General features: G+C 62.2%; 17 protein-coding genes and 1 pseudogene. 9 read left to right on the forward strand and 9 right to left on the reverse strand.

Annotation, left to right across the window (positions count from 1 at the left end):
* Together fadH and RUW20_RS18160 are read right to left on the reverse strand one after the other, a co-directional pair.
* Positions 1-280: pseudogene (gene fadH, locus RUW20_RS18155) on the reverse strand (NADPH-dependent 2,4-dienoyl-CoA reductase); the annotation flags it as partial.
* Positions 281-349: 69 nt separating this feature from the next.
* Positions 350-1,597 carry a serine hydrolase domain-containing protein gene (locus RUW20_RS18160; RefSeq protein WP_313953629.1) on the reverse strand — a complete coding sequence of 416 codons (1,248 nt, stop codon included), beginning with the start codon at positions 1,595-1,597 and terminating at the stop codon, positions 350-352.
* A 512-nt stretch (positions 1,598-2,109) separates the two neighbouring features.
* Between RUW20_RS18160 and RUW20_RS18165 the strand changes: the two genes are divergently transcribed.
* From RUW20_RS18165 to RUW20_RS18175, 3 genes are all read left to right on the forward strand, one after another.
* Positions 2,110-7,176 carry a RecQ family ATP-dependent DNA helicase gene (locus tag RUW20_RS18165; protein WP_313953630.1) on the forward strand — a complete coding sequence of 1,689 codons (5,067 nt, stop codon included), beginning with the start codon at positions 2,110-2,112 and terminating at the stop codon, positions 7,174-7,176.
* A 119-nt stretch (positions 7,177-7,295) separates the two neighbouring features.
* Positions 7,296-8,222, forward strand: a complete 927-nt coding sequence (locus RUW20_RS18170) for an ABC transporter ATP-binding protein (protein WP_313953631.1) — start codon at positions 7,296-7,298, stop codon at positions 8,220-8,222.
* Positions 8,219-8,980: an ABC transporter permease gene (locus RUW20_RS18175; RefSeq protein ID WP_313953632.1), complete on the forward strand. Its 762-nt coding sequence runs from the start codon at positions 8,219-8,221 to the stop codon at positions 8,978-8,980. The genes RUW20_RS18170 and RUW20_RS18175 overlap by 4 nt, the downstream gene beginning before the upstream one ends.
* Here RUW20_RS18175 and menC read toward each other — a convergent pair.
* Both menC and menB read right to left on the reverse strand, forming a co-directional pair.
* Positions 8,977-10,095 (reverse strand): o-succinylbenzoate synthase, encoded by a 1,119-nt coding sequence (menC, locus tag RUW20_RS18180; protein ID WP_313953633.1) that lies wholly within the window; start codon positions 10,093-10,095, stop codon positions 8,977-8,979. The genes RUW20_RS18175 and menC overlap by 4 nt on opposite strands.
* A 50-nt stretch (positions 10,096-10,145) precedes the next feature.
* The gene (menB, locus tag RUW20_RS18185; RefSeq protein WP_313953634.1) at positions 10,146-10,985 is read right to left on the reverse strand and encodes a 1,4-dihydroxy-2-naphthoyl-CoA synthase; all 840 of its coding nucleotides are present in this window, start codon (positions 10,983-10,985) and stop codon (positions 10,146-10,148) included.
* Positions 10,986-11,121: 136 nt separating this feature from the next.
* On the opposite strand from menB, the gene RUW20_RS18190 reads away from it, so the two are divergent.
* The 5 genes from RUW20_RS18190 to RUW20_RS18210 all read left to right on the forward strand — a co-directional run bounded on the left by RUW20_RS18190 (position 11,122) and on the right by RUW20_RS18210 (position 18,143).
* A complete protein-coding gene (locus tag RUW20_RS18190) occupies positions 11,122-11,322 on the forward strand; it encodes a hypothetical protein (protein WP_313953635.1) in 201 nt (66 codons plus the stop codon).
* A 6-nt stretch (positions 11,323-11,328) separates the two neighbouring features.
* Positions 11,329-14,061: a sensor histidine kinase gene (locus tag RUW20_RS18195; protein ID WP_313953636.1), complete on the forward strand. Its 2,733-nt coding sequence runs from the start codon at positions 11,329-11,331 to the stop codon at positions 14,059-14,061.
* Positions 14,062-14,131: 70 nt separating this feature from the next.
* Entirely contained in the window at positions 14,132-14,500 is a 369-nt protein-coding gene (locus RUW20_RS18200) for a response regulator (RefSeq protein ID WP_313953637.1), read from the forward strand.
* Positions 14,501-16,696, forward strand: coding sequence for an exonuclease domain-containing protein (locus tag RUW20_RS18205; protein ID WP_313953638.1), 2,196 nt, complete (start codon positions 14,501-14,503; stop codon positions 16,694-16,696).
* Positions 16,677-18,143, forward strand: coding sequence for a DUF294 nucleotidyltransferase-like domain-containing protein (locus RUW20_RS18210; protein ID WP_313953639.1), 1,467 nt, complete (start codon positions 16,677-16,679; stop codon positions 18,141-18,143). Before RUW20_RS18205 ends, RUW20_RS18210 begins: the two co-directional genes overlap by 20 nt.
* A gap of 20 nt (positions 18,144-18,163) precedes the next feature.
* Here RUW20_RS18210 and RUW20_RS18215 read toward each other — a convergent pair whose 3' ends face one another.
* The 4 genes from RUW20_RS18215 to RUW20_RS18230 form a co-directional block, all read right to left on the reverse strand.
* Positions 18,164-18,589, reverse strand: coding sequence for a thioesterase family protein (locus tag RUW20_RS18215; RefSeq protein ID WP_313953640.1), 426 nt, complete (start codon positions 18,587-18,589; stop codon positions 18,164-18,166).
* Positions 18,590-18,712: 123 nt separating this feature from the next.
* Positions 18,713-18,916 carry a hypothetical protein gene (locus RUW20_RS18220; protein WP_313953641.1) on the reverse strand — a complete coding sequence of 68 codons (204 nt, stop codon included), beginning with the start codon at positions 18,914-18,916 and terminating at the stop codon, positions 18,713-18,715.
* 80 nt (positions 18,917-18,996) lie between these two features.
* Positions 18,997-19,203, reverse strand: coding sequence for a hypothetical protein (locus RUW20_RS18225; protein ID WP_313953642.1), 207 nt, complete (start codon positions 19,201-19,203; stop codon positions 18,997-18,999).
* A gap of 93 nt (positions 19,204-19,296) precedes the next feature.
* Positions 19,297-19,527 carry a hypothetical protein gene (locus RUW20_RS18230; protein ID WP_313953643.1) on the reverse strand — a complete coding sequence of 77 codons (231 nt, stop codon included), beginning with the start codon at positions 19,525-19,527 and terminating at the stop codon, positions 19,297-19,299.
* 133 nt (positions 19,528-19,660) lie between these two features.
* Here RUW20_RS18230 and gcvA point away from each other — a divergent pair, with 133 nt between their 5' ends.
* Positions 19,661-20,623: a transcriptional regulator GcvA gene (gene gcvA / locus RUW20_RS18235; RefSeq protein ID WP_313953644.1), complete on the forward strand. Its 963-nt coding sequence runs from the start codon at positions 19,661-19,663 to the stop codon at positions 20,621-20,623.
* Between the two features lie 124 nt (positions 20,624-20,747).
* Here gcvA and RUW20_RS18240 read toward each other — a convergent pair whose 3' ends face one another.
* Positions 20,748-21,233: a phasin family protein gene (locus RUW20_RS18240; RefSeq protein ID WP_313953645.1), complete on the reverse strand. Its 486-nt coding sequence runs from the start codon at positions 21,231-21,233 to the stop codon at positions 20,748-20,750.
* Between the last annotated feature and the right edge of the window lie 270 nt (positions 21,234-21,503).

Consider the following 21,503-nt stretch of genomic DNA (forward strand, 5'->3'; position numbering starts at 1 on the left):
TGCAGGCGATGCAGGCGATGCAGGCGATGCAGGCGATGCAGGTTTGGTTCTCGTCGCGCCTGTTGGCTGCCGCCTTGTTCACGAAATCGGCGTCGGCGAGGAAGGGACGGGCCATCGAGACCATGTCGGCGCTGCCCGAAGCGAGCACGTCCTCGGCGATTTCGGGTGTGTTGATGCAGTTGGTGGTAATCAACGGAATTTGCACCGCGCCCTTCAGCCGCTTGGTCACCCAGGCGAAAGCGGCGCGCGGGACCATGGTGGCAAGGGTCGGGGTGCGCGAGAGCGAGGTGGCGGTCAAGTGGTCCAGGTCGCCAGCGAAGTCATTCAGGCCAACAAAGACCGGGCTTTTCTAGAATTCCCTGCCCTCAGGCAGCGAGCCCTTCATCTTCCCTAGTGGCGCCAGCAGATTCGCTTTCAACTCGCTGAAAAAATCGTCCAGTTGCATGATCGGAATGTAATTGAACACGATGGCCACGGTTACGCCGTTGCCATATCTGACGATAACAGAGCTCACTCCCCAGAGGGCGCCGGCGTGGTTCCACTCGTCCGACGTGGCATCATAGTTCCAACCTTTTCCATACCAGTGCCTTGCGCCCGGATCGGCCATGAACAGGGGCCTGGCGAGCATGTTTTCCACCGTCTTTGGCGTCAATGGATGCGGCCGGCCTGTTGTCGGATCGGTTGCGGTGACGAATTTGACGAGGTCAAGCGCATTGGAAAGCCAGCCTCCGTGAGCGTCCATCACTTCTATGAAATAATCCCCGCCATAAGGAAAATTCACCTGGTCGACCGCGTCATCGAGAACCGACCACATTGGCTCGTATTGCTGGTCTCCGTAATAGACGGCTTCATTCGGCAGTTTGTCTTTTCTCCTTGTCTTTGCGATTTGCATATCAGTTATTCCCATGGGAGAGAGAATGTCCTCCTGCAAATACTTTTCGTATGTCTTGCCGCTCACCTTCTCTATTATTCTGCCCAATATGTTATAGCCAAAGTTCGAGTACACGTAGCGGGTTCCCGGCGTGAAATCAAGCATTTCGCCCATCCCGTATTCCACGATCTGCCTTGCTGTGGCGGGCCGAGGCGCTGCGAACGCGTCGGCGGCCTTTCTCAGATACGTAACCTGCCGGTCGCCATTTTCCAGTGAAAAACCGCCCAGATGCTCGAGCAGCATTTCGACGGTAATGTCATTCCATCTGGAATCCTTCACCTGGCCGCCCGGCGGCGCAAAGTCGTTCAGAATGGCAAGCGCCTTGTCGTCGAGCTTGATCTTCCCATCCTGTATCAGCTTCATTACCGCGACAGCGGTAATCGACTTGGAAACGCTCGCTATCCTGAACATATTGCTCGGCAAGGCCGGAATCCTGTTATCGCGGTCGCCATACCCGAAGGCCCGCGAATAGGCCAGCTTTCCGTCCTTGGCAACCGCAAGCTGGCCACCCGGAACATTCCATTTCTTCATGAATGCCAGCAGCTGTTCTTCGATGCCTTTCATCGCCGGCACTTCTGTCCCGGCAAGCGGAAACTCGGCTTGAGCGCGCGCCTCCGCTGCGGTCAGCAACACAATCAGAACAAACGCCGATAGCAGGGATTTCATGTCGGGCCTCTTGGTCAGAAAAATAGAATCGGGATCGGGTTTGGGGGTGGCAAGCGGACAAGCCCGAGTATCTTGGACCGCCACAGCGCGGTCAATGGCGTTCTTGACGTCCCCGCGCGGCAAAGCTAGCCCTGGGAACTTGTCCCGAGAGGCTTTTACTGCAAGGAGACCGTCGCGGTGTTACGCAACTGCTGTTGAGTGCGGCGTTGATCGCGAAATCCAGAGGCTGCTGAAGTTTCCAGAGCGGGGAACGCCCTGCGATCATGTCCGGGCCGGCTAGCGGAGGCTGCAAGTGAAACATCATCTGGCGAGTGTTCTTTTCCGCCATGCGCGGGTTGAAAACCTTATCGCCTTCCAAGCTCAGGCTCAGGGTGAAAACATCCGATTTTCATAGCCCATGATGATCCGCATAGAATTGCGGAATGTCAGGGACAGACCACTTGCCGCGAAGGCAAGAACCATACCGAGCAAAGTGCCTGTGCGTCGATATCGAAACGGCCCGCCTGGACCAGATGATCCTGCGCGAAATCGGTGCCTTCAGACCGGATACCGACGCCAGAACCAAGCTCTCCGGAAAGGCAAAGGATCTCGTCCAGCGCCTGGATGCAATTACCGAAGGGGCGGCATTTGTTCTCGGACACAACGTCGTCGCCTTCGACCAACCGGCCCTGAAGTTGCTGCATCCCGGGCTGGCACTGCACCGCCTGCCGCTCATTGATACGCTGGAGCTGTCGCCGCTTGCTTTCCCGCAGAACCCGTATCACCGCCTGGTCAAAGACTACAAGCTGTGCACGACGACGCGCAACGACCCGGTTCGTGATGCCGAACTCGCCTACGAGCTGTTCCTTGATCAGAGCGAGGCCTTGCGCCAGCGGGTTGCCGAGTTCCCTGACGAGGCGCTGTGCCTTCACTTTCTGCTCGCGCCGCAGGATGGCCAGGGCGTTGCCAATTTTTTCGCCACACTGCGCCGTGCGCTGCGGCCAACGCTCGCCGAAGTACGGGTCGCCTGGCAGCGGGCCACCGATGGCAAGGTCTGCCAGACCTCGCAACGGCAGCTTGTCGAAGCACTGTTGCCTGATCCCGAATGGCAGAAGCCTCTGGCCTACGTGCTCGCCTGGCTGCGCGTCGCTGGCGGCAACTCGGTGCTGCCGCCGTGGGTGGGACTGTCATTCCCGAAGGCCGGAGAAGCGATCAGACTGCTCCGCGATACCCCGTGTGGCGATCCAGACTGTCGCTGGTGCAGGGCGCAGCATGATCTGCATGAACTCTTGCCCCGGTATTTCCCGGGCATCACGCAGTTCCGCTCATCGCCGACGACGCCGGAAGGCAAATCGCTGCAGCAGGCCATCGTCGAAAATGGCTTTGCCGGCAAGCCATCGCTGGCGATCCTGCCGACCGGTGGCGGCAAATCGCTGTGCTACCAGTTGCCGGCACTGGCGCGTTACTACCGCAACGGCAGCCTGACGGTCGTCATCTCGCCGCTGCAATCCCTGATGAAGGATCAGGTCGACAACCTTGAAGCGCGTGGAATCACCTGTGCCGGCTACCTCAACAGCCTGCTGACCCCGCTCGAGCGACGGCTGATGCTGGACAAGCTTCGCCTGGGCGATCTCGGACTGATCTTCGTCGCACCCGAGCAGTTCCGCAGTATCGCGTTTGCCAACGCCTTGATGCACCGGCAGATCGCGGCCTGGGTATTCGACGAAGCGCATTGCCTATCGAAGTGGGGGCACGATTTCCGCCCGGACTATCTCTACGTTTCCCGTTTCATCAAGGCGCGTCAGAAAGACCAGCCGTCTGCGATCTTCGGTTTCACCGCCACGGCGAAGCCGGCTGTCGTCGCGGATATCCGCGCGCATTTCGAGAAGCATCTCGGCGTCAGGCTGGAAACCCTGGAAGGTGGGGTCAAGCGTGAGAACCTGCTGTATGAAGTGCGCTCGGTACCGGTCCAGGCCAAGTACGCCGAGGTGCTTCGGCTACTGCGTGAGGCTTTGAAGGAAGAGGGTGGGGCAATCGTCTTTTGCGCACGGCAGAAGACCGTCGAGGAACTCGCCAACTTTCTGCAGCAATCCGGCATGGATTGCGGATACTTCCACGGCGGGATGCTGCCCCAGGACAAGCGCACGGTTCAGGAAACGTTCATCCGCGGCAAGCTTCGGGTGATCGCGGCGACCAACGCGTTCGGGATGGGCGTCGACAAGCCGGATGTGCGCCTGGTGATCCATCTGGATACCCCGGGTTCCCTGGAGAACTACCTTCAGGAAGCAGGTCGTGCCGGGCGCGACCAGGAGCCGGCGCACTGCATTCTTCTTTACGACGATGCCGACCTCGATGTGCAGTTTCGCCTTCTGCGCAACTCGCGCTTGAGCCAGCACGACATTCACTCGATCCTCAAGGCATTGCGCATGATCGAGCGCAAGGACAGGAGCGACGGCTGCGTCGTGGTCACCAGCGGCGAGATCCTCCTGGAGATTCCGGACAAGCAGCGTATCGACCCGGATTCAGGCGATGCCGATACCAAGGTGCGGATCGCCGTGGCCTGGCTGGAAGAGGCGCGCCTCCTCCAGCGGCAGGAGAACCACACCCGTGTCTTCCCCGGCAGTCTCCTGGTTGGCGACCTCGCGGAAGCGCAACGAATCCTGACCGGGAAGCTGGGGCCGCAGGCCGACATCGAGCCCTACCTGAAGATCTTTTCCCTGCTGCTCAACGCCGCCAATGACGAGGGATTGAGCACCGACGAGATCATGCTCGCCACCGGACGGGAGTCGCGCATCGTCCAGGCGATGCTGCGCGACCTCGATCGCCTGGGGCTGCTGTCCAACGATACCGAGATCGGTGTCACGCTCTACCGCGAACCGGATACCGCCGAACGCATCCGCAACCTGCTCCAACTCGAGGACGTTCTGGTCGCCAAGCTGCGGGAGCTGGCGCCGGATGCCGATCAGGAGAGCTGGCAGGTGCTGAACGTGCGCTGGCTCTGCGATACCCTGCGGCGGGATACCCAAGCCGATTTCGACCCGGATCGCCTGACCCGCCTGCTCAAGTCTTTCGCCGAAGCTTTCGGCGGCAGCACGGGGCAACGGGGTTTCTTCGCCATGGCGCCAGCCGGTGTCGACAACCGGCGCATCCGGCTCTTGCGGTCATGGCAGGAAATCGAGACCATCCGACAGAAACGGATGCGTCTTGCCCAGGCCCTGGTCACCTATTTCCTGGGCCAACGGCAGGGTAACAATCTGGTCGTGACCGCAAAACAGGGCGACCTGGAGGCGGCGCTGCAAGGCGACCTCACCCTTCAGGATCTCGAGGTGCGAGACTGGACCTCCGCGCTGGCCGCGGCGCTGCTCTATCTCGATACCAACGAGGTGCTCCACCTGTCGAAGGGCAAGGCAGTCTTCCGGGCGGCCATGACCATCGAGCTCAATGCGGAGGCACGTCGCCGGCAGTTCAAGAAATCGGACTACGCCGAACTGGCGCTGCACTACCAGGACAAGATCATTCAGGTCCATGTCATGGCCGAGTACGCACGCCTCGCGCTGCGCAAGATCCAGGCCGCGATGTCCTTGATCATCGATTACTTCAGCCTCGATCGCGACGAATTCGTCGGTCGCTACTTTGCCGGGCGCAAGGAAGTCCTCGACATGGCCACCACCGAAGCGGCTCACCGGCGGATTCTGACCGACCTGCGAAACCCCGAGCAGCAAGCCATCGTCGCCGCACCACTGGACGGCAATCATCTGGTCTTGGCCGGGCCGGGTTCGGGCAAGACCCGGGTGATCGTCCATCGGGTCGCCTGGCTATTGCGTGAGTGCATGGTTCTGCCCGAGGAAGTGATGGTTCTCGCCTACAACCGTTCGGCTGCGGTTGAGGTCAAACGCCGCCTTTGGCAGTTGATCGGGCCGGATGCCGCTGGCGTCAGCGTCCAGACACTGCACGGCCTCGCCTTGCGCCTGACGGGAACGAGCTACGCCGTGGCTGCAGAACGTGGCGAGCCGATCCAGTTCGATGCGGTGATCAAGAGGGCCACCGCGATGCTCAAGCGGGCGGAGCAGGGGGACGATGTCGGTCCGTCCGTTCAGCGGGACCGGCTGCTCGCAGGACTACGCCATCTTCTCGTCGATGAATACCAGGACGTCAATGCAGAGCACTTTGCGCTGATCAGCGCGGTGGCCGGGCGGACCCTGAATTCGGAGGAGGATCGGCTATCGCTGCTCGTCGCCGGCGATGACGACCAGAACATTTATGCCTTTGGCGGCGCCAACGTCCGCTTCATCCGCCAGTTCGAAAGCGACTACCAGGCCAGGCGCTTCCATCTGGTCGAGAACTATCGATCCTCGAAGCACATCATCGACTGCGCCAACCGGGTGATCTCCGGCGCAAGGGAGCGGATGAAGACCGATCAGCTGTTGCGTATCAATCACGCGCGCCGTGACCAGGCCGCTGGCGGGGAGTTTGCCGGGCGGGATCCGCTTGCCCAGGGCCGGGTGCATGTTCTCGAGGTGCCACGCGACAATGTGCAGGAAGTCGGCCATGCGCTCGCCGAACTGGAGCGCTTGAACCAGCTGCAGCCCGAAGGGGGTGGCCATTGGGGACGCTTCGCGGTGATCGCTCGCCATTGGGAGCGACTGGAGCCGCTGGCGGCCCTTTGCCGGCAGCGTGGAATTCCGTATCGCCTGATGCGGGACGAGCATGTCCCCGATTTGCACACGACGCGCGAAGGCAATGCGCTGCTTTCCCTGCTCAGAGGCGATCGGCGGCATGCCGGCCATCATCGCGTCATCCTCAAGCCCGATACGCTTGCGCGCTGGTTCCGCCACCGCTTCAAGCACCAGGTCGGCGATCTGATCGACCATCCTGCGCAGGCAGCGCTGGCGCAGTTCATTCTCGAGAGCGAAGCGCTTGCGCCGGGGTGTGAGCGGGTCGTATCAGACCTGATCGAAGGGCTGTATGAATTCGCTTCAGGCAGCCGCAGCGCATTTGCTGCCAACGGCCCGTTGATGCTTCTCACCGCCCATCGTGCCAAGGGGCTCGAATTCGATCATGTCCTGATTCTCGACGGCGGGGGCTGGGGCGATGGCTCTGACGACGAGCGCCGCCTCTGTTACGTGGCCATGACGCGCGCCCGTATGACGCTTACGCTCTGCGAGCAAGTCGCAGGCGGCCATCGTTTCATCCGCTCCTGTAACGACCTGGTGCTGCGCTCGCGGCCCGAGCCGATAGCGATGGCGGAGCGCCTCGATCAACGGATCTGGACGGCCACTCCAGAGCTGGTCGTCCTGTCGTGGCCAGGGTATTTCGGGCCCAAGGCGCCAATTCATCGGGCGCTACGTCAACTGGAGTATGGGGATGCTTTGATGCTGAGGCCCAGGTCAGACGGCAAGCCTGGATGGGAGGTCGCCGATACGTCAGGCGTGGCGGTTACCAGGTTGGCCCAGCGCTTTACGCTGCCGAAAGGGGAGATCACTGAGGTGCGTGTTGCAGCGATCGTGGTTCGCAAGCAGCAGGAGCATGAGGCAGGGCAGCTGCGCATGCCTGAGTGGGAACTGGTGCTTCCGGAGATCGTGTACCAGGGAAGGCCTTGAAGCGAGCGAGATACGGGGGGAGGTTTCTCGAGTCTGCCTGCTGCTCGGCCGGAGCGGCGATGGCTCTTGCTTGCCGGTGGGTTTTGGACGAATCGCCGCGATCTGCTATCGTCGCACCGATGCAAAACATCATCTCCGTATCCGAACTCTCCAAGACCTACGACTCGCGCTTCCAGGCGCTGAAGAGCGTCAATCTGGACATTCGCCGTGGCGAGATCTTCGCCTTGCTCGGCCCCAACGGCGCAGGGAAAACAACGCTGATCAGCATCATCTGCGGCATCGTCAATGCCAGCACCGGCAGCGTGCGCGTCGATGGGCACGATATCGTCGCCGACTACCGTGCCGCCCGCGCGATGATCGGTCTCGTCCCGCAGGAACTGACCACCGATGCCTTCGAGTCGGTGTGGGGAACGGTGTCGTTCAGCCGTGGCCTGTTCGGCAAGCCGGCGAATCCCGCCTACCTCGAAAAGGTGCTGCGCGATCTGTCGCTGTGGGAACGGAAGGACAGCAAGATCATGACCCTCTCCGGTGGCATGAAGCGTCGCCTGCTGATCGCCAAGGCGCTGTCGCACGAGCCGGAAATTCTCTTTCTCGACGAGCCGACGGCGGGAGTCGACGTCAACCTGCGGCGCGACATGTGGCAACTGGTGCGCGCGCTCCAGGCCACCGGGGTGACGATCATCCTGACCACCCATTACATCGACGAAGCCGAGGAGATGGCCGACCGTATCGGAGTGATCAGCAAGGGCGAGATCATCCTGGTCGACGACAAGGCCGAGCTGATGCGCAAGTTGGGCAAGAAGCAGATGACGCTGCAGTTGCAGACCGCGCTGGAGCATATTCCGCCGGGGCTGGCGGCCTACCAGCTCGAGTTGTCCAGCGATGGCAACGAGCTGGTCTATACCTTCGACGCGCAAGGTGAGCGCACCGGCATCGTCGCTTTGCTCAAGGATTTGAACGACGCGGCGATCGTCTTCAAGGATCTGCACACCACGCAGAGTTCGCTCGAAGACATTTTCGTCAGCCTGATGAAGGACGCCAAATGAACTGGCACGCCATGCGCGCGATTTACCTTTTCGAGATGGCGCGTACCCGCCGCACGCTGCTGCAGAGCATCGTCTCGCCGGTGATTTCGACCTCGCTGTACTTCGTCGTTTTCGGCGCGGCGATCGGCTCGCGTATCGACGAAATCGAGGGCATCAGCTATGGCGCTTTCATCGTGCCGGGGCTGATCATGTTGTCGCTGCTGACGCAGAGCGTTTCCAACGCCTCCTTCGGCATCTACTTTCCCAAATTCACGGGGACGATCTACGAGCTGCTGTCGGCCCCGGTTTCCTATCTGGAGATCGCGGCCAGCTATGTCGGCGCCGCGGCCACCAAGTCGATGATCCTTGGCCTGATCATCCTGGCGACGGCCGGGCTGTTCGTGCCGCTCCATGTCGCGCATCCGTTCTGGATGATGCTTTTCCTTGTGCTCACGGCGGTGACCTTCAGTCTGTTCGGCTTCATCATCGGCATCTGGGCCGATAATTTCGAGAAACTGCAACTGGTGCCGCTGCTGATCATCACGCCGCTGACCTTCCTTGGCGGCAGCTTCTACTCGATCAACATGCTGCCACCGATCTGGCAGACGATCACCCTGTTCAACCCGGTGGTCTATCTGGTGAGCGGATTTCGCTGGAGTTTCTACGATGTGGCCGACGTCAGTGTTGGCATCAGCCTGGCCATGACGCTACTCTTCCTCGGCGTATTTCTGGCCGTCGTTGCCTGGATCTTCAAGACCGGCTATCGGCTCAAGACCTAGCCCGACGAGGGCGCGGCGACTTCCGCGAAAGCGATTCCCTCACCGGGTATGAAACCCAGTCCGACGGTACGGGGCAGCATCAGCCGGCCATCGACGATAGCCGGCGGTGAGCCGGTGTCGGTGGCGAGCCACGAAGAAGTCGCCAGCCCGTGCGCCAGCCGATTGTCGATGGCGGCGGCGAGATGGGCCGCTGCGGTCACCCCGCAGGCACTCTCGATGCTGCTGGTGACGACGCATTCGAGACCGACGCTGGCCGCTCGGCGAGCCAGGTCAAAGGCCGGCAGCAGGCCGCCGAGGCGTGGTGGTTTGATCACCAGGCGGCGTACCGGTCTCCTGCTCAGGATTTGCTCGAGGCCGAGAACGGACGCCGATTCATCGATCGCCAGGGCAATCGTCGTTCCCGCTTGCAAGGTCTGCAGCTGCTGCAGCGTCGGCTGCGCCAGGGGTTCTTCGATCATCTCTACCGGCAGCTCGGCGCTGGCGCGCAGGAAACGTTCGGCATCGCCGCTGCTCCAGGCGCAGTTGGCGTCAAGTCGCCACTGGACCTCCGGCGGCAGCAGCGTCGCCAGGCGTCGTAGCTGGGCGATTTCGCTGTCGATCGAAGCCATCCCGACCTTGAGTTTGAGGACCGGGAAGCCCTGCTCGCAGGCACCTCGTACCCGCTCGTGGTCAACCCGGCTGACGCTGCCCAGTGCCGCGTTGACCGCTACGCCGGTCGGTGGTCGGCGATCGTGGTCGAGCGGTCGCTGCCCGGCGCGCAGGTAGGCGGCAAGCGGCAGCCCAGCCGCTTGCGCGGTGAGGTCGAGCAGCGCGGTTTCGATCGCCAGGCGGACCGCCGGTAGACCGCCCGGGTGGGGCTCGATGGCCTGCAGTGCATCGATCGCCCGCATGCCGATCAGGCGTCGCGCTTGCATCCGCAAATGAGCCTCGGTGCACGTGGGTGTTTCCGCTGCGCTCCCCGGTAATGGGGCGCAGTCCCCGTAGCCCCTGGCACCGCTGTTGGTGTCGAGGCGCAGCAGCCAGCCTTCGCGCTCGCCGAAAGCGCCGGCTGCAGTCAACCAGTTGGCGCGCAAAGGCAGTCGATAATGATGGACGGCGGCGGCAGTGATCTTCATCGCACTCGCTGCGGCTGGTGCGTGGCTGAATCGCTCGGGTGACCGAGTGGCTAGGGTCGCCGCCGATATTTGGAGAAATCGGGCGCCCGCTTTTCGAGCCAGGCGTTGCGCCCTTCCTGCCCTTCTTCGGTCATGTAGAAGAGCCCGGTGGCGTTGCCGGCGAGTTCCTGGATTCCCGCCAGTCCATCGGTATCGGCGTTGAAGCCGGCCTTGATCATGCGCAGCGCCATCGGCGAAAGCTGCAGCATTTCGCGGCACCAGCGCACGGTCTCTTCCTCGAGTTCGGCGAGCGGCACGACGGTATTCACCAGGCCCATGCTCAGGGCCGCCTGCGCGTCGTACTGGCGGCAGAGCAGCCAGATTTCCTTGGCCCGCTTCATGCCGATGGTGCGTGCCATCAGGCCGGCGCCGAGACCGGCGTCGAAACTGCCGACGCGCGGGCCGGTCTGCCCGAAGCGGGCGTTGTCGGCGGCGATGGTCAGGTCGCAGACCAGATGCAGCACGTGGCCGCCGCCGATGGCAAAACCGGCGACCATGGCCACCACCGGTTTCGGGCAGCGGCGAATCTGCATCTGCAGGTCGAGCACGTTGAGGTGCGGCATCCCGGATTCGTCGTGGTAGCCGCCATCGTCGCCGCGCACCGTCTGGTCGCCACCCGAGCAGAAAGCCTGGTGCCCCGCGCCGGTGAGAATGATCACGCCGACCGCCGGGTCGAACTGCGCCTGGTGGGTGGCATCGATCAGTTGCGCAACGGTTTCCGGTCGAAAGGCATTGCGTCGCTCGGGCCGATTGATGACAATGCGGGCGATGCCTTCGGCAAAGTCGTAACGAATATCGGAGTAGGCATTGCCTGCAACGCGCGGCTGCCAGTCGAGAGCGGAGCGGATCATGGGGCGTTTTTCCTCGAAGAACGGGCGACGGCGGGCAGTATAGCCGCTGCACGACCCCAATTGACGACGTGGTGGAGAGTGGTTCCGGTAGCCTGACGCATCCCGGTGCCAATCTCACGCGAGGCGGGAGGATGACATGCAGCGCAGGATACTCGCTGGTGATCGACTGATAGCAGCCTTCCTGATGGGCTGCGTGCTGTTCAACTATCCGTTGCTGTCGCTGTTCGACCGGCCGACCGAAGTCTTCGAGATTCCTCTCCTCTATGCGTACATCTTTGCCGCCTGGGTGGTGGTCATTGTTTTGATGGCCTGGGCCGTCGAACGTCGCGTGACGTAGGCGACGATGCTTGAAGCCCCGGTAGTCATCGCCGTCTCGCTGTTCTATCTCGGGATGTTGTTTGCCGTCGCCTGGTGGGGTGACAGGCGCGCCGATCAGGGACGGTCGATCATCGCCAATCCGACCATCTATGCGCTGTCGATGGCGGTTTACTGCACCACCTGGACTTTCTATGGCAGCGTTGGGCGCGCCGCTGTCTCCGGTATCGGCTTCCTGCCGGTTTACCTGGGCCCGACGCTGACGATGTCCCTGGGCTGGATCGTGCTGCTCAAGATGATCCGTATCGTCAAGGCCAACCGCATCACGTCGATCGCCGATTTCATCTCCTCACGCTATGGCAAGAGCCATGGCCTCGGTGGCCTGGTGACGATCATCGCCGTGATCGGCATCATTCCCTATATCGCTCTGCAGCTCAAGGCTGTCTCCAGCACCGTCAGCCTGCTGCTCAGCTACCCGGCTATCGTCATGCCACATCGCAGCGCGACGATGTCGGTGGCGGCGGATATCAGCTTCTACATAGCGCTCATCCTGGCGGCGTTCACCATTGTTTTCGGGACCCGCCATCTCGACGCCACCGAACGTCACGAGGGCATGGTGGCGGCAATTGCGCTCGAGTCGGGCGTCAAGCTGGTGGCCTTCCTGGCCGTCGGCATTTTCGTGACCTATGGCATCTACGACGGTTTCGGCGATATCTTCGACCACGCCCAGGCAAGCCAGGAACTACGACAGCTGATGACCGCTATTCCATCCGGCGAGGGCTATACCAGCTGGTTTTCGCTGGTCGTGCTGTCGGCATTGGCGGTCCTTTTCCTGCCGCGTCAGTTTCAGGTCGCGGTCGTCGAAAACGTCAACGAGGAGCACCTGCGGCGTGCCGCGTGGCTGTTCCCGCTGTACCTGCTGTTGATAAATATCTTCGTCCTGCCGATCGCCCTTGGCGGGCTGATGCACTTTGCCGGGCAGGGCGTCGATGCCGATACTTTCGTGCTCACCTTGCCGATGTCGCAGCGCCAGGAGGGGCTGGTGCTGCTGGTCTTCGTCGGCGGCCTGTCGGCGGCGACCGGCATGGTCATCGTCGAAACCATCGCCCTGTCGACGATGGTCTGCAACGACCTGGTGATGCCCTTGCTGCTGCACCACAAGCGGTCGGCGCTCGAAGAGTCCAAGGACCTGTCCGGCTTGCTGCTCGGCATTCGGCGCGGCGCCATCGTGGTCATCCTGCTGCTCGGTTACCTCTACTTCCGGCTGGCCGGCGAGGCCTACGCGCTGGTGGCCATCGGCCTGATCAGTTTCTCGGCCGTCGCCCAATTCGCCCCGGCGCTGATCGGCGGCATGTATTGGCGAGGTGGCACCCGTGGCGGCGCCCTGGCGGGCCTGTCGGCTGGTTTCGTGGTCTGGGGCTACACCCTGCTATTGCCGTCATTTGCCAAGTCCGGCTGGCTTCCCGGTGATTTTCTGATGCAAGGGTTTTTTGGGATCGAGCTGTTGCGACCGCAGCAATTGTTCGGCCTGACCGGCATGGACCAGATCTCGCATTGCCTCTTCTGGAGTTTCCTGGCCAACATTGGCGCTTATGTCGGGGTGTCGCTACTGCGGCCGCCGATGGTCGCCGAGGCGACGCAGGCCACCTTGTTTGTCGACGCTCTGACGGAAACCGGACAGGGCGGTGCGGTGTTGTGGCGTGGCCGTGCGCAAGTGAGTGATCTGCAGGAATTGGTCGGACGCTTTCTCGGGCCGCTGCGTGCGCAATCGGCTTTTACTGCCTTTGCCCGCCGACACGGAAGTGACAGCGATGCCACCCCGGAGGCTGATGCCAAACTGGTGCAGTTCGCCGAATCGCTGCTCGCTGGCGCCATCGGCAGTGCGTCCGCGCGTGTGATGGTCGCTTCGGTCGCCAAGGAGGAGCCGCTCAGTATCGAGGAGGTGATGCATATTCTCGACGAAGCTTCGCAGTTGCGTACCTATAGCCGCGCGCTGGAGCGCAAGTCGCGCGAGCTTACCGCGGCGACCCTGGAACTACAGGCGGCCAACGAAAGCTTGCAGGAGCTCGATCGCGTCAAGGACGACATCATGTCGTCGGTGACGCATGAACTGCGCACGCCGCTGACCTCGATCCGCGCCTTCTCGGAGCTGCTGCGTGACGATCCGAAGATGCATCTGGCCGACCGGGAACGTTTTCTCGGCTTGATCGTCAGCGAAACGGAACGTCTGACACGGCTGATCAACCAGACCCTCGACCTGGCGAAGATCGAGTCTGGTCGAGCCGACTGGAACAGCTGCGAGCTCGAGTTGAAGGAGGTCATCGAACAGTCGATCGCCGCGACCAGCCAGCTCTTGCGTGAGAAAGGGGCGCACCTGGAGCTCGATCTGCCCGATAATCTGCCACTGATCCTGGCCGACCGGGACCGCCTGATCCAGGTGATGTTGAATCTGCTGTCCAACGCGGTAAAGTTCCTGAGCCCGAGCGGCGGCCGGATTCGGGTCGCTCTGCGCAAGCTGGACGATGGGCTGGAGGTCAGCGTTGCCGACAATGGGCCCGGGATTCGCTCGGAAGATCAGCAACTGGTGTTCGAAAAGTTTCGCCAGGTCGGCGACTCGATGACCGCCAAGCCATCCGGGACGGGTCTTGGACTGCCGATCAGTCGTCGCATTGTCGAGCACTTCGGCGGCGAGCTGTGGGTGGAGAGCGTACCGGGTGAGGGTGCCACGTTTCGTTTTACCTTGCCGTTTGCGCCGGCTTAGCGGCAAACGGCGGTGCCAGGCCGGGGGGGTGTAGTTCGTTTAGCGTAGTTCATACATGAGCGGAGTGTTGATGAGCAAGAAGATTCTGATTGCCGACGACGAGCAAAACATTGTCATTTCGATCGAGTTTCTGCTGCGGCGAGAAGGTTTCGAGGTTCTGGTGGCCAGCGATGGGGTAGAGGCGCTGGCCAAGGTGCGCGCCGAGAGACCCGAGCTCGTTCTGCTCGATGTGATGATGCCCAAGATGAACGGCTTCGATGTTTGCCAGGCACTGCGCGCCGATCCAGACTTGAGCGCCACGCGCATCCTGATGCTGACCGCCAAGGGACGTGACACCGAAGTCAGCAAAGGGCTCGGTCTCGGTGCTGACGGCTACATGACCAAGCCATTCTCGACCAAGGAGCTACTGGCCGAGGTGCGCAGGCTCCTGGAGATGTAGGTGAAGGCCCCGGCCAAGCTGGTTCAGGCGGCGGCGCTGGTCAGCCTATTCCTGCTGGCGGTGGTGCTCGCCACGATAGCGGTGATCCTGACCGGCGGTGCTGACGGTAGCGCTGATGGCAGCTTGCAAGGCGGGAGAATCGTGGCCCTCGTGCTGCTCACACTGGCCGCCTGTGCGGTGAGTTATCGGGTGCTGTCGAGCTGGTACGCGCGCTATGTCAACGCGCCGCTACGGATGGCCGAAGACCTGGCAGCAATGACCGCCCATACCGGTCTGCGCTTGACCGAGCCGGCGACCGACGAACTGCGCGCGCTGGGGCAGGCCGCCAATCATTTGTTGGCTGCGCGCGATGCCCTCGAGAACGATGTCGCCGAGCGCGTGCGTGAAGCACGCGCCTCGCTTGAGGAGGAGCGCAGCCGCCTGGCGGCGCTGATGGCCGACTTGAGCCAGAGCGTGGTGGTCTGCAATCTCGATGGCCGGGTGCTGCTCTATAACCAGCGGGCCAAGCAGGCGCTCTCCGCCGGACCTGATGGCAGCAATGCCGAACTGCTCGGTCTCGGCCGTTCGATCTATACGGTATTCGACAGGGCGCTCATCGAGCATGCCCTGGAGCGTTTGCAGCCGGTAGCTCGCGACGAGGCGGGCGGGGATGGCAAGAAAGCCATCGGCTCGGCGCAGTTCGTCACCGCAACGCGTGCCGGGCGCCTGTTGCGCGCTCATATGTCGCCGGTGCTGGGTGGCGATGGTCAACCCGGAGCATTGGTCGGCGACCTGCCGGTGACCGGTTTCGTGTTGGTCCTCGAGGACGTGACGCAGACCAACGAACGGCACGCGCGCCGCGACGAGTTGATCCAGTCACTGATCGAGGGCGGACGAGGTCCGCTGGGGAGCCTGCGCGCGGCCGCCGAAATGCTTTCCGATTTCTCGGACATGGCGCCCCGGCAGCGCGATCGATTCCTTGGCGTCATCCGCGACGAGGCGGGGGCGCTGTCGGCCCAGTTCGAGAAAGCGGCAGCAGCCTTCTCGAACGATTTGCGCGAGCGCTGGTTGCTGGAGGAAATTCTTGGTGTGGAATTGCTCGCCGTCGCCGCGCGGCGGATTGGTGAGCAAGGTCACGGCGAGCATCGCCCGCTGGTGGTGAAAACGGAGGATGTCGACGAGAGCCTGTGGCTGCGCGTTGATAGTTTCGGACTGCTGCAGGCTCTGCGCTATCTCGCCTTGCGCTTGCAGGACGAGTACGAGGTCCGCGACGTGCGTCTCTCGCTGAAGCGCAGCGGGGATCTGGCACAGCTTGATCTGTACTGGGTCGGCACCTTCATGAACAACGAAGTGGCGATGAGCTGGTTGCAGGATCCGATGAATATCGGCAGCGAATCGTCGCCGCTCAGCGTGGTGGATGTGATCGAGCGCTGCAATGGCGAAATCTGGTTTCAGCGCGAACGCGTTTCACACCGGGCTTTTTTCCGGACCATGCTGCCAGCGGCCGAGGCGCCAAAAGACCTGCCGCGTGCGATCGTGCCGGCGGCTGAGGGTGAACGTCCCGAATTCTACGATTTCGATATTTTTCACTGGTCTTCGGGTAGCCATGAGCTCGATGATCGATCCCTCGCGGAATTGTCGTACACCGTCTTCGATACCGAAACGACCGGCCTGCAGCCTTCCGAAGGCGACGAGATCATCCAGATCGGTGCGACCCGGATCGTCAATCGTCGCCTCTTGCGCCACGAGTGCTTCGACCAGCTGATCGATCCGCGCCGCGCACTGTCGCCGCAATCGGTCAAGGTTCACGGCATTACGCGGGAGTTGCTGGTCGGGCAGCCGGTCATCGCAGCCGTCCTGCCCCCTTTTCACGCGTTCTGTGCCGACACCGTGATGGTCGGCCACAACGCGGCTTTCGACATGCGCTTCCTGCAACTGAAGGAGAGGCAGAGCGGTGTGCGTTTCGACCACCCGGTGCTCGATACCCTGTTGCTGTCGGCCGTCCTGCAGCCCAACCAGAATACACACCGCCTGGAAGCGATTGCCGAACGACTCGGCGTTTCGGTATTCGGACGCCACACGGCGTTGGGCGACGCCATGGTGACTGGTGAAGTTTTCTTGAAGATGCTGCCCTTGTTGGCCGAAATGGGGATCACGACGCTGCGTCAGGCACGCGAAGCCAGTGAGAGGACCTACCATGCCCGACTCAAGTACTGAAGAGCAGGGGCTGCGCGCGGCGCCGTTCTCGCCGTATGTCGCTCTCCGGCACCTGGTCCGCGGGGAGCCGCTGACGGTCGGGCCGTCGACCAGCGTGCGCGAGACCATGCTGCTGCTGGACCAGGCACGTGGGGATGCGGTGGTGGTGGTCGATGAGCGTAGTCGGGTGCCATTGGGTATCATCACCCTGCATGACGTCTTGCGCCGGGTGGCCATCGAGGCCGGTGATCTGCAGGCACCGATTGCCACGGTGATGACCGGCGGCCTGATTACCATGCCGGCCGACAGTACCGCACACCAGGCCAGTGTCGTGATGGTGCGTCGCGGGGTGCACCATCTGGTGCTCACCGAGGCGGACGGCAGCTATTTCAATCTCGTTTCGCAGGCCGATTTGTATACCCTGCCGGGGGCGCAGAGCACCGATCTGGTGAAATCGATCCTCGCGGCACGCGACCTGCCGACGCTGATCGCCCTGGCCGGTGAAATTCGTGCCCTTGTCTGCCGCCTGGTCGCCGAACGGGTGAGTGCCGACGCCCTGTGCAATCGCCTTTCCTCTCTCAACGATCTGCTGACGCTGCAGGTGATCGAATTGGTGGCCGGTGCATTCGATCTGCCGTACGTGCAATGGTGCTGGTTGGTATTCGGTTCCGAGGGGCGACTGGAGCAGACGCTGGCCACCGACCAGGACAATGGCCTGATCTTCGCTGCCGACTCCGACCAGCAGGCGGCGGTTCTGCGTGAAGCCTTCCTGCCTTTCGCACGGGCCGTCAATGAGGCGCTCGATGCCTGCGGTTTCCCCTTGTGCAAGGGGCATATCATGGCCAGCAATCCCCAGTGGTGCTTGTCCACCGACGAATGGCGCGCGGCTTTCTCCGGCTGGCTGGAGAGCCCGCAACCCGAGGCCTTGCTCAATTCGAGCATCTTTTTCGATCTGCGCGGCCTGTACGGACAGGAGTCGCTGGCCAACGACCTGCGTAGCTGGCTGCTGGCCAGAGCGCACGCGTACCCGATCTTCCTGCGCGCGATGGTCGAAAACACCTTGAACTGGGAGTCGCCGCTCAACTGGTGGAAGGGATTCCGCACCGATCTCGACAAGGATTTCCCGCACACCATCGATCTGAAAAAGCACGGTTCGCGCCCCTTCGTCGACGCCGCACGCGTTTATGCACTGGCCCGTCAGATACCGGATACCAATACTGCCGAGCGTTTGCGTGTCACCGGGGAACAGATCGGCATCGGCGCTAACGACATGGCCGCGTTGATCGATGCCTTCCAGCACATCCAGCGCCTCAGGCTCCAGCAGCAGGTAAATAGCGGTGCCGATAGCGTGTCCAACCGGGTCGATCCCGATGAACTGCACGAACTCGATCGGCTGATCCTGAAGGAGGCGCTGAAACAGGTCGCCTATCTGCAGAAACGGCTGGTTCGGGAGTATGCGCCCGCTTGAACGGCGGTCCTGCGGATTGATCAGCCGCCGCTGCGGGCGCGGAAGCTGTCCGGTACCGGCGCCACCTTGTGCGATGCGTAATCGAAGAAGACGATGCCGGTCTTGCCGCGCGCGACCTCGCGTTGGCTCGACTTCTCGTGCATCGACCACAGCAGGTCGCAGCCCTTGCTGCTGAAATCGCCGGCGCCCATGCCGACGACCATCACTTCGCCGTGAAAAGCCTCCGACTTGTACTGCACGGCAGCGTCGGCCACGGCAATGCCGATTCCTTCGACATCGAGCTCGGTATAGCCGAGGGATTTGAAAAAGCGTACCCGTGCCTCCGATACCACTGACAGGAGCAATGCGTTGTCGAGGTGGCCGGCATAATTCATGTGGCTCAGGTAAAGGGTCACCTCGGTGGCGAAGGCGAAACGCTCGGGCAGTTGAACTTCGATTCTGGGCATGGCGTCTGGCCTGTGTCGGGCGGCTGTATCCGGAGGGACATGGTACTTGCCGCCCGAGCACCTGTCACGGCCGGTATCGGCCGGCCTGCATCCAACTGGCGGGCGCTGCCGCCCGGCGCGCGGTCAGGCGTGTTTTCTCGTTGTTTCCGTCGGGTGTGGCGTCGGCGCCATCGACAATGCTTCGCGCAGTATCTCGACGCCCTGGGTCATCCACTCCAGTGGTTTGTGCACGATCGCCACCATGATCTGGCGGAGGACGATATTGCGCTCGTGGTGTGCGCGCTCCGTGATCGCCAGCATTTGTTCATCGGTGAGGGTGGTGTTCATTCGGGTTCTCCTGGCAGCCTTTTCTCTAGTTTCCAGATTGCGATGTGGCGGGTGTTCTGCTGCGACGTGGTAGCAAATGCTCAGATGCTGGCCGACCCGCCGAAGGCTTTCATGGGTGCCGTCACGTTCACCGCTCGTGCCTGGCGGAACTTCTCGGCGCCTTGTGCTGCCCATGCAAGGATTTTGCCAGGGAGGGTGGTGACCAGTTCGCTGACGGCGGCATTGCGCTCGCGCGTTGCACGCTCGATGATCATCGTCAGTTGGTCGTAGGTGAGGTCGTTTTTCATGTGGGTGTTCCTTTGATCCTGGTGTTGTTCTCGGCATCCGAGAGTTGAGACTTGGGTGTAACGGGGTTCTTGCGTCAGGGTGTCAGCGGACGATCAACCGAAGGCCGACGTGTCGAAGGCATTGGGGCGGCTGCCTTCGCTGCTCAGGTGGTATCCTGACGGCAATACTGCTGGCGCCTGCGGCGCATTTTTTGAGCCTTTTTCCATCCGGTCCAGCAGCCTGTGAATGGTGGTGGCGATTAAGCGGCCAGCGGCGATGCCACGCTCGTTGCGGGCACGTTCGACGATCATTTTGATCTGGTCATTGTTGAGTTCGGTATTCATTTGGGGTTTCCTTCTGCTTCCTTTTGGTCTTGCGTTGTTCTCGGTTTCCGAGAGTTCAGCGCCACTTTATTTGTTTGCCGTGGGGCCGGCAAACGATCAAATGTCAGCTGATGCATGAGAAAATCTCAGCCATATGACGTACCGCCTGCCACCCCTGAGCTCGCTGCGCGCCTTCGAAGCCGCGGCTCGCCATCTGAGTTTCAAAGACGCCGGGGCGGAGCTTTCGGTGACGCCGACAGCCATCAGCCACCAGATTCGTGGCCTTGAGGAATACCTGCACTTCCCGCTCTTTCACCGGCTGACCCGTGCCCTGGAGCTGACGCGAGAAGGTCGGGCAATGCTGCCGAAGGTCCGTGAGGGCCTGGAGTGCTTTGCTTCGGCGATCGAGAGCACGCGCCAGCGCGTCGCTGGCGGACGCCTGCTGGTGAGGTCGCCGCCAGCCTTCGCCGCGCGCTGGTTGATGCGCCGTCTGCCCGACTTTACTGCCGCGCATCCCGAGATCCGGCTGCACATGGCCACCTCGCTCGATACCATCGACGCCAGTGAGGCGTCACATGTCTCTGGTCTTGAAGGGGTCGACGTACGTGATGACCGAACGGAGATCTTTGTTCGCTTCGGCAGTGGGCAATACGACGGCTGCCGTGTTGACCGGCTTTTCTCGCCCGCTTACACGGCGGTGTGCAGTCCGCACCTGCTGTTGGGGATGCGGCCATTGAACGTGCCAGCCGACTTGCGGCGTCACAATTTGCTGCATAACGAATCGGAATCATCGCTCGACCTGCACGACCTCCCGACCTGGGAGCAATGGTTGCAGGTCGCCGGTGTCAGCGGTATCGATTCGGATGCGGGCACCCGCATCAGCGACCCCGGGCTACTCGTCTCGGCGGCGATCGATGGCGTCGGCGTTGCGCTGGCTTCCAAACAGCTGGTCGAAGGCGAAGTGGCAGCCGGGCGACTGGTGATGCCGTTCGACATCGTCATCAAGCCGACGCAGGCGTACTACCTGGTGGCGCTCGAAGCGGTCGCTGACCGCCCGCTGGTGAGCGTCTTCCGGCAATGGCTGCTCAGTGAGGCGGTGAAGGTGCGAGAGGGCTAGGGCGGTGGCAGATGCCGCAGCGTCGCTGTTGGATCACCTGTCTTTTCGTGGAGAGCTGCGACGCGCGGCGACAGGCCGGGGATTGGCTGCCCCGGCCCTTGCGCCCGCTGCGCAGGGATGCTGGTCAGGAAGTCGCGGCCATCGTCGGCACGCCTTCAGTGACCGTCGACGCCGCTGCCGGCTTGATCGCCCGCTTCGTCGCCGGCTTTTTTTCTGCCGCTGGCGCGCCCTGGCTGCCGGGCAGCTTGCGCACCTCGGCGGTCAACTGGACCAGGCGCTTCGAGATCTGTTCGACATCGCGCTTGCTGGCCAGCAGCAGAAAGCTCAGCGGCCGTACCAGCCGATCCTTGAACAGTCGTTCGCCGCGGTCGATGCTGTCGTTGGCGCTGCTCATCAGCTCCGCTGATTTTTCTGCGATCTGCCGCTGCGCCTTGGGCCTGAAAGCCTTGCCTTCGCGAACCAGCGTGTCGAATGTCTCGACGCTGGTCCTGGTGGCCAGGGAGTAGGCGCCGAGGCCAAAAAGCCACAGCTTGCGTGCGGATTCCCGGGCCTGCGTCAGGATTTCTTCGTTGCTGACCCGGTCGGCCAATGTTGTCAGTGTCTTGCTCATTCTGTTTCTCCTTTATCCGATTGGATATGAAAGTTCTTGCAGTTGCCTGGGCAGCTAGCGAGGACCAGTCTAGTGACGATCGCTAGAGGGCACATACTAAACAGCTGGGTGTTTTCCTCTAAAACTGCGCTGCTCTGATGAGGTATCCTTGGCGGGCCAGTGCTTTCAGGCTTGCCAGCCGCTTGCCGAACGATGCTGAGCGCATCGGCGTGAGGCGCCCGGCGGTGGGCCGAAACTGGCTTGAAGGGTCGACAAGCTGCTCTGCTCGAT

This window comes from Accumulibacter sp. (genome assembly GCF_032229525.1).
In the GTDB taxonomy this organism is placed as follows: domain Bacteria; phylum Pseudomonadota; class Gammaproteobacteria; order Burkholderiales; family Rhodocyclaceae; genus Accumulibacter.

Coding starts and splice junctions, on each gene's coding strand:
- RUW20_RS18160 (WP_313953629.1), bottom strand. CDS start 1,597: ATGAAATCCCTGCTATCGGCGTTTGTTCTGATTGTGTTGCTGACCGCA.
- RUW20_RS18165 (WP_313953630.1), top strand. CDS start 2,110: ATGATCCTGCGCGAAATCGGTGCCTTCAGACCGGATACCGACGCCAGA.
- RUW20_RS18170 (WP_313953631.1), top strand. CDS start 7,296: ATGCAAAACATCATCTCCGTATCCGAACTCTCCAAGACCTACGACTCG.
- RUW20_RS18175 (WP_313953632.1), top strand. CDS start 8,219: ATGAACTGGCACGCCATGCGCGCGATTTACCTTTTCGAGATGGCGCGT.
- menC (WP_313953633.1), bottom strand. CDS start 10,095: ATGAAGATCACTGCCGCCGCCGTCCATCATTATCGACTGCCTTTGCGC.
- menB (WP_313953634.1), bottom strand. CDS start 10,985: ATGATCCGCTCCGCTCTCGACTGGCAGCCGCGCGTTGCAGGCAATGCC.
- RUW20_RS18190 (WP_313953635.1), top strand. CDS start 11,122: ATGCAGCGCAGGATACTCGCTGGTGATCGACTGATAGCAGCCTTCCTG.
- RUW20_RS18195 (WP_313953636.1), top strand. CDS start 11,329: ATGCTTGAAGCCCCGGTAGTCATCGCCGTCTCGCTGTTCTATCTCGGG.
- RUW20_RS18200 (WP_313953637.1), top strand. CDS start 14,132: ATGAGCAAGAAGATTCTGATTGCCGACGACGAGCAAAACATTGTCATT.
- RUW20_RS18210 (WP_313953639.1), top strand. CDS start 16,677: ATGCCCGACTCAAGTACTGAAGAGCAGGGGCTGCGCGCGGCGCCGTTC.
- RUW20_RS18215 (WP_313953640.1), bottom strand. CDS start 18,589: ATGCCCAGAATCGAAGTTCAACTGCCCGAGCGTTTCGCCTTCGCCACC.
- RUW20_RS18220 (WP_313953641.1), bottom strand. CDS start 18,916: ATGAACACCACCCTCACCGATGAACAAATGCTGGCGATCACGGAGCGC.
- RUW20_RS18225 (WP_313953642.1), bottom strand. CDS start 19,203: ATGAAAAACGACCTCACCTACGACCAACTGACGATGATCATCGAGCGT.
- RUW20_RS18230 (WP_313953643.1), bottom strand. CDS start 19,527: ATGAATACCGAACTCAACAATGACCAGATCAAAATGATCGTCGAACGT.
- gcvA (WP_313953644.1), top strand. CDS start 19,661: ATGACGTACCGCCTGCCACCCCTGAGCTCGCTGCGCGCCTTCGAAGCC.
- RUW20_RS18240 (WP_313953645.1), bottom strand. CDS start 21,233: ATGAGCAAGACACTGACAACATTGGCCGACCGGGTCAGCAACGAAGAA.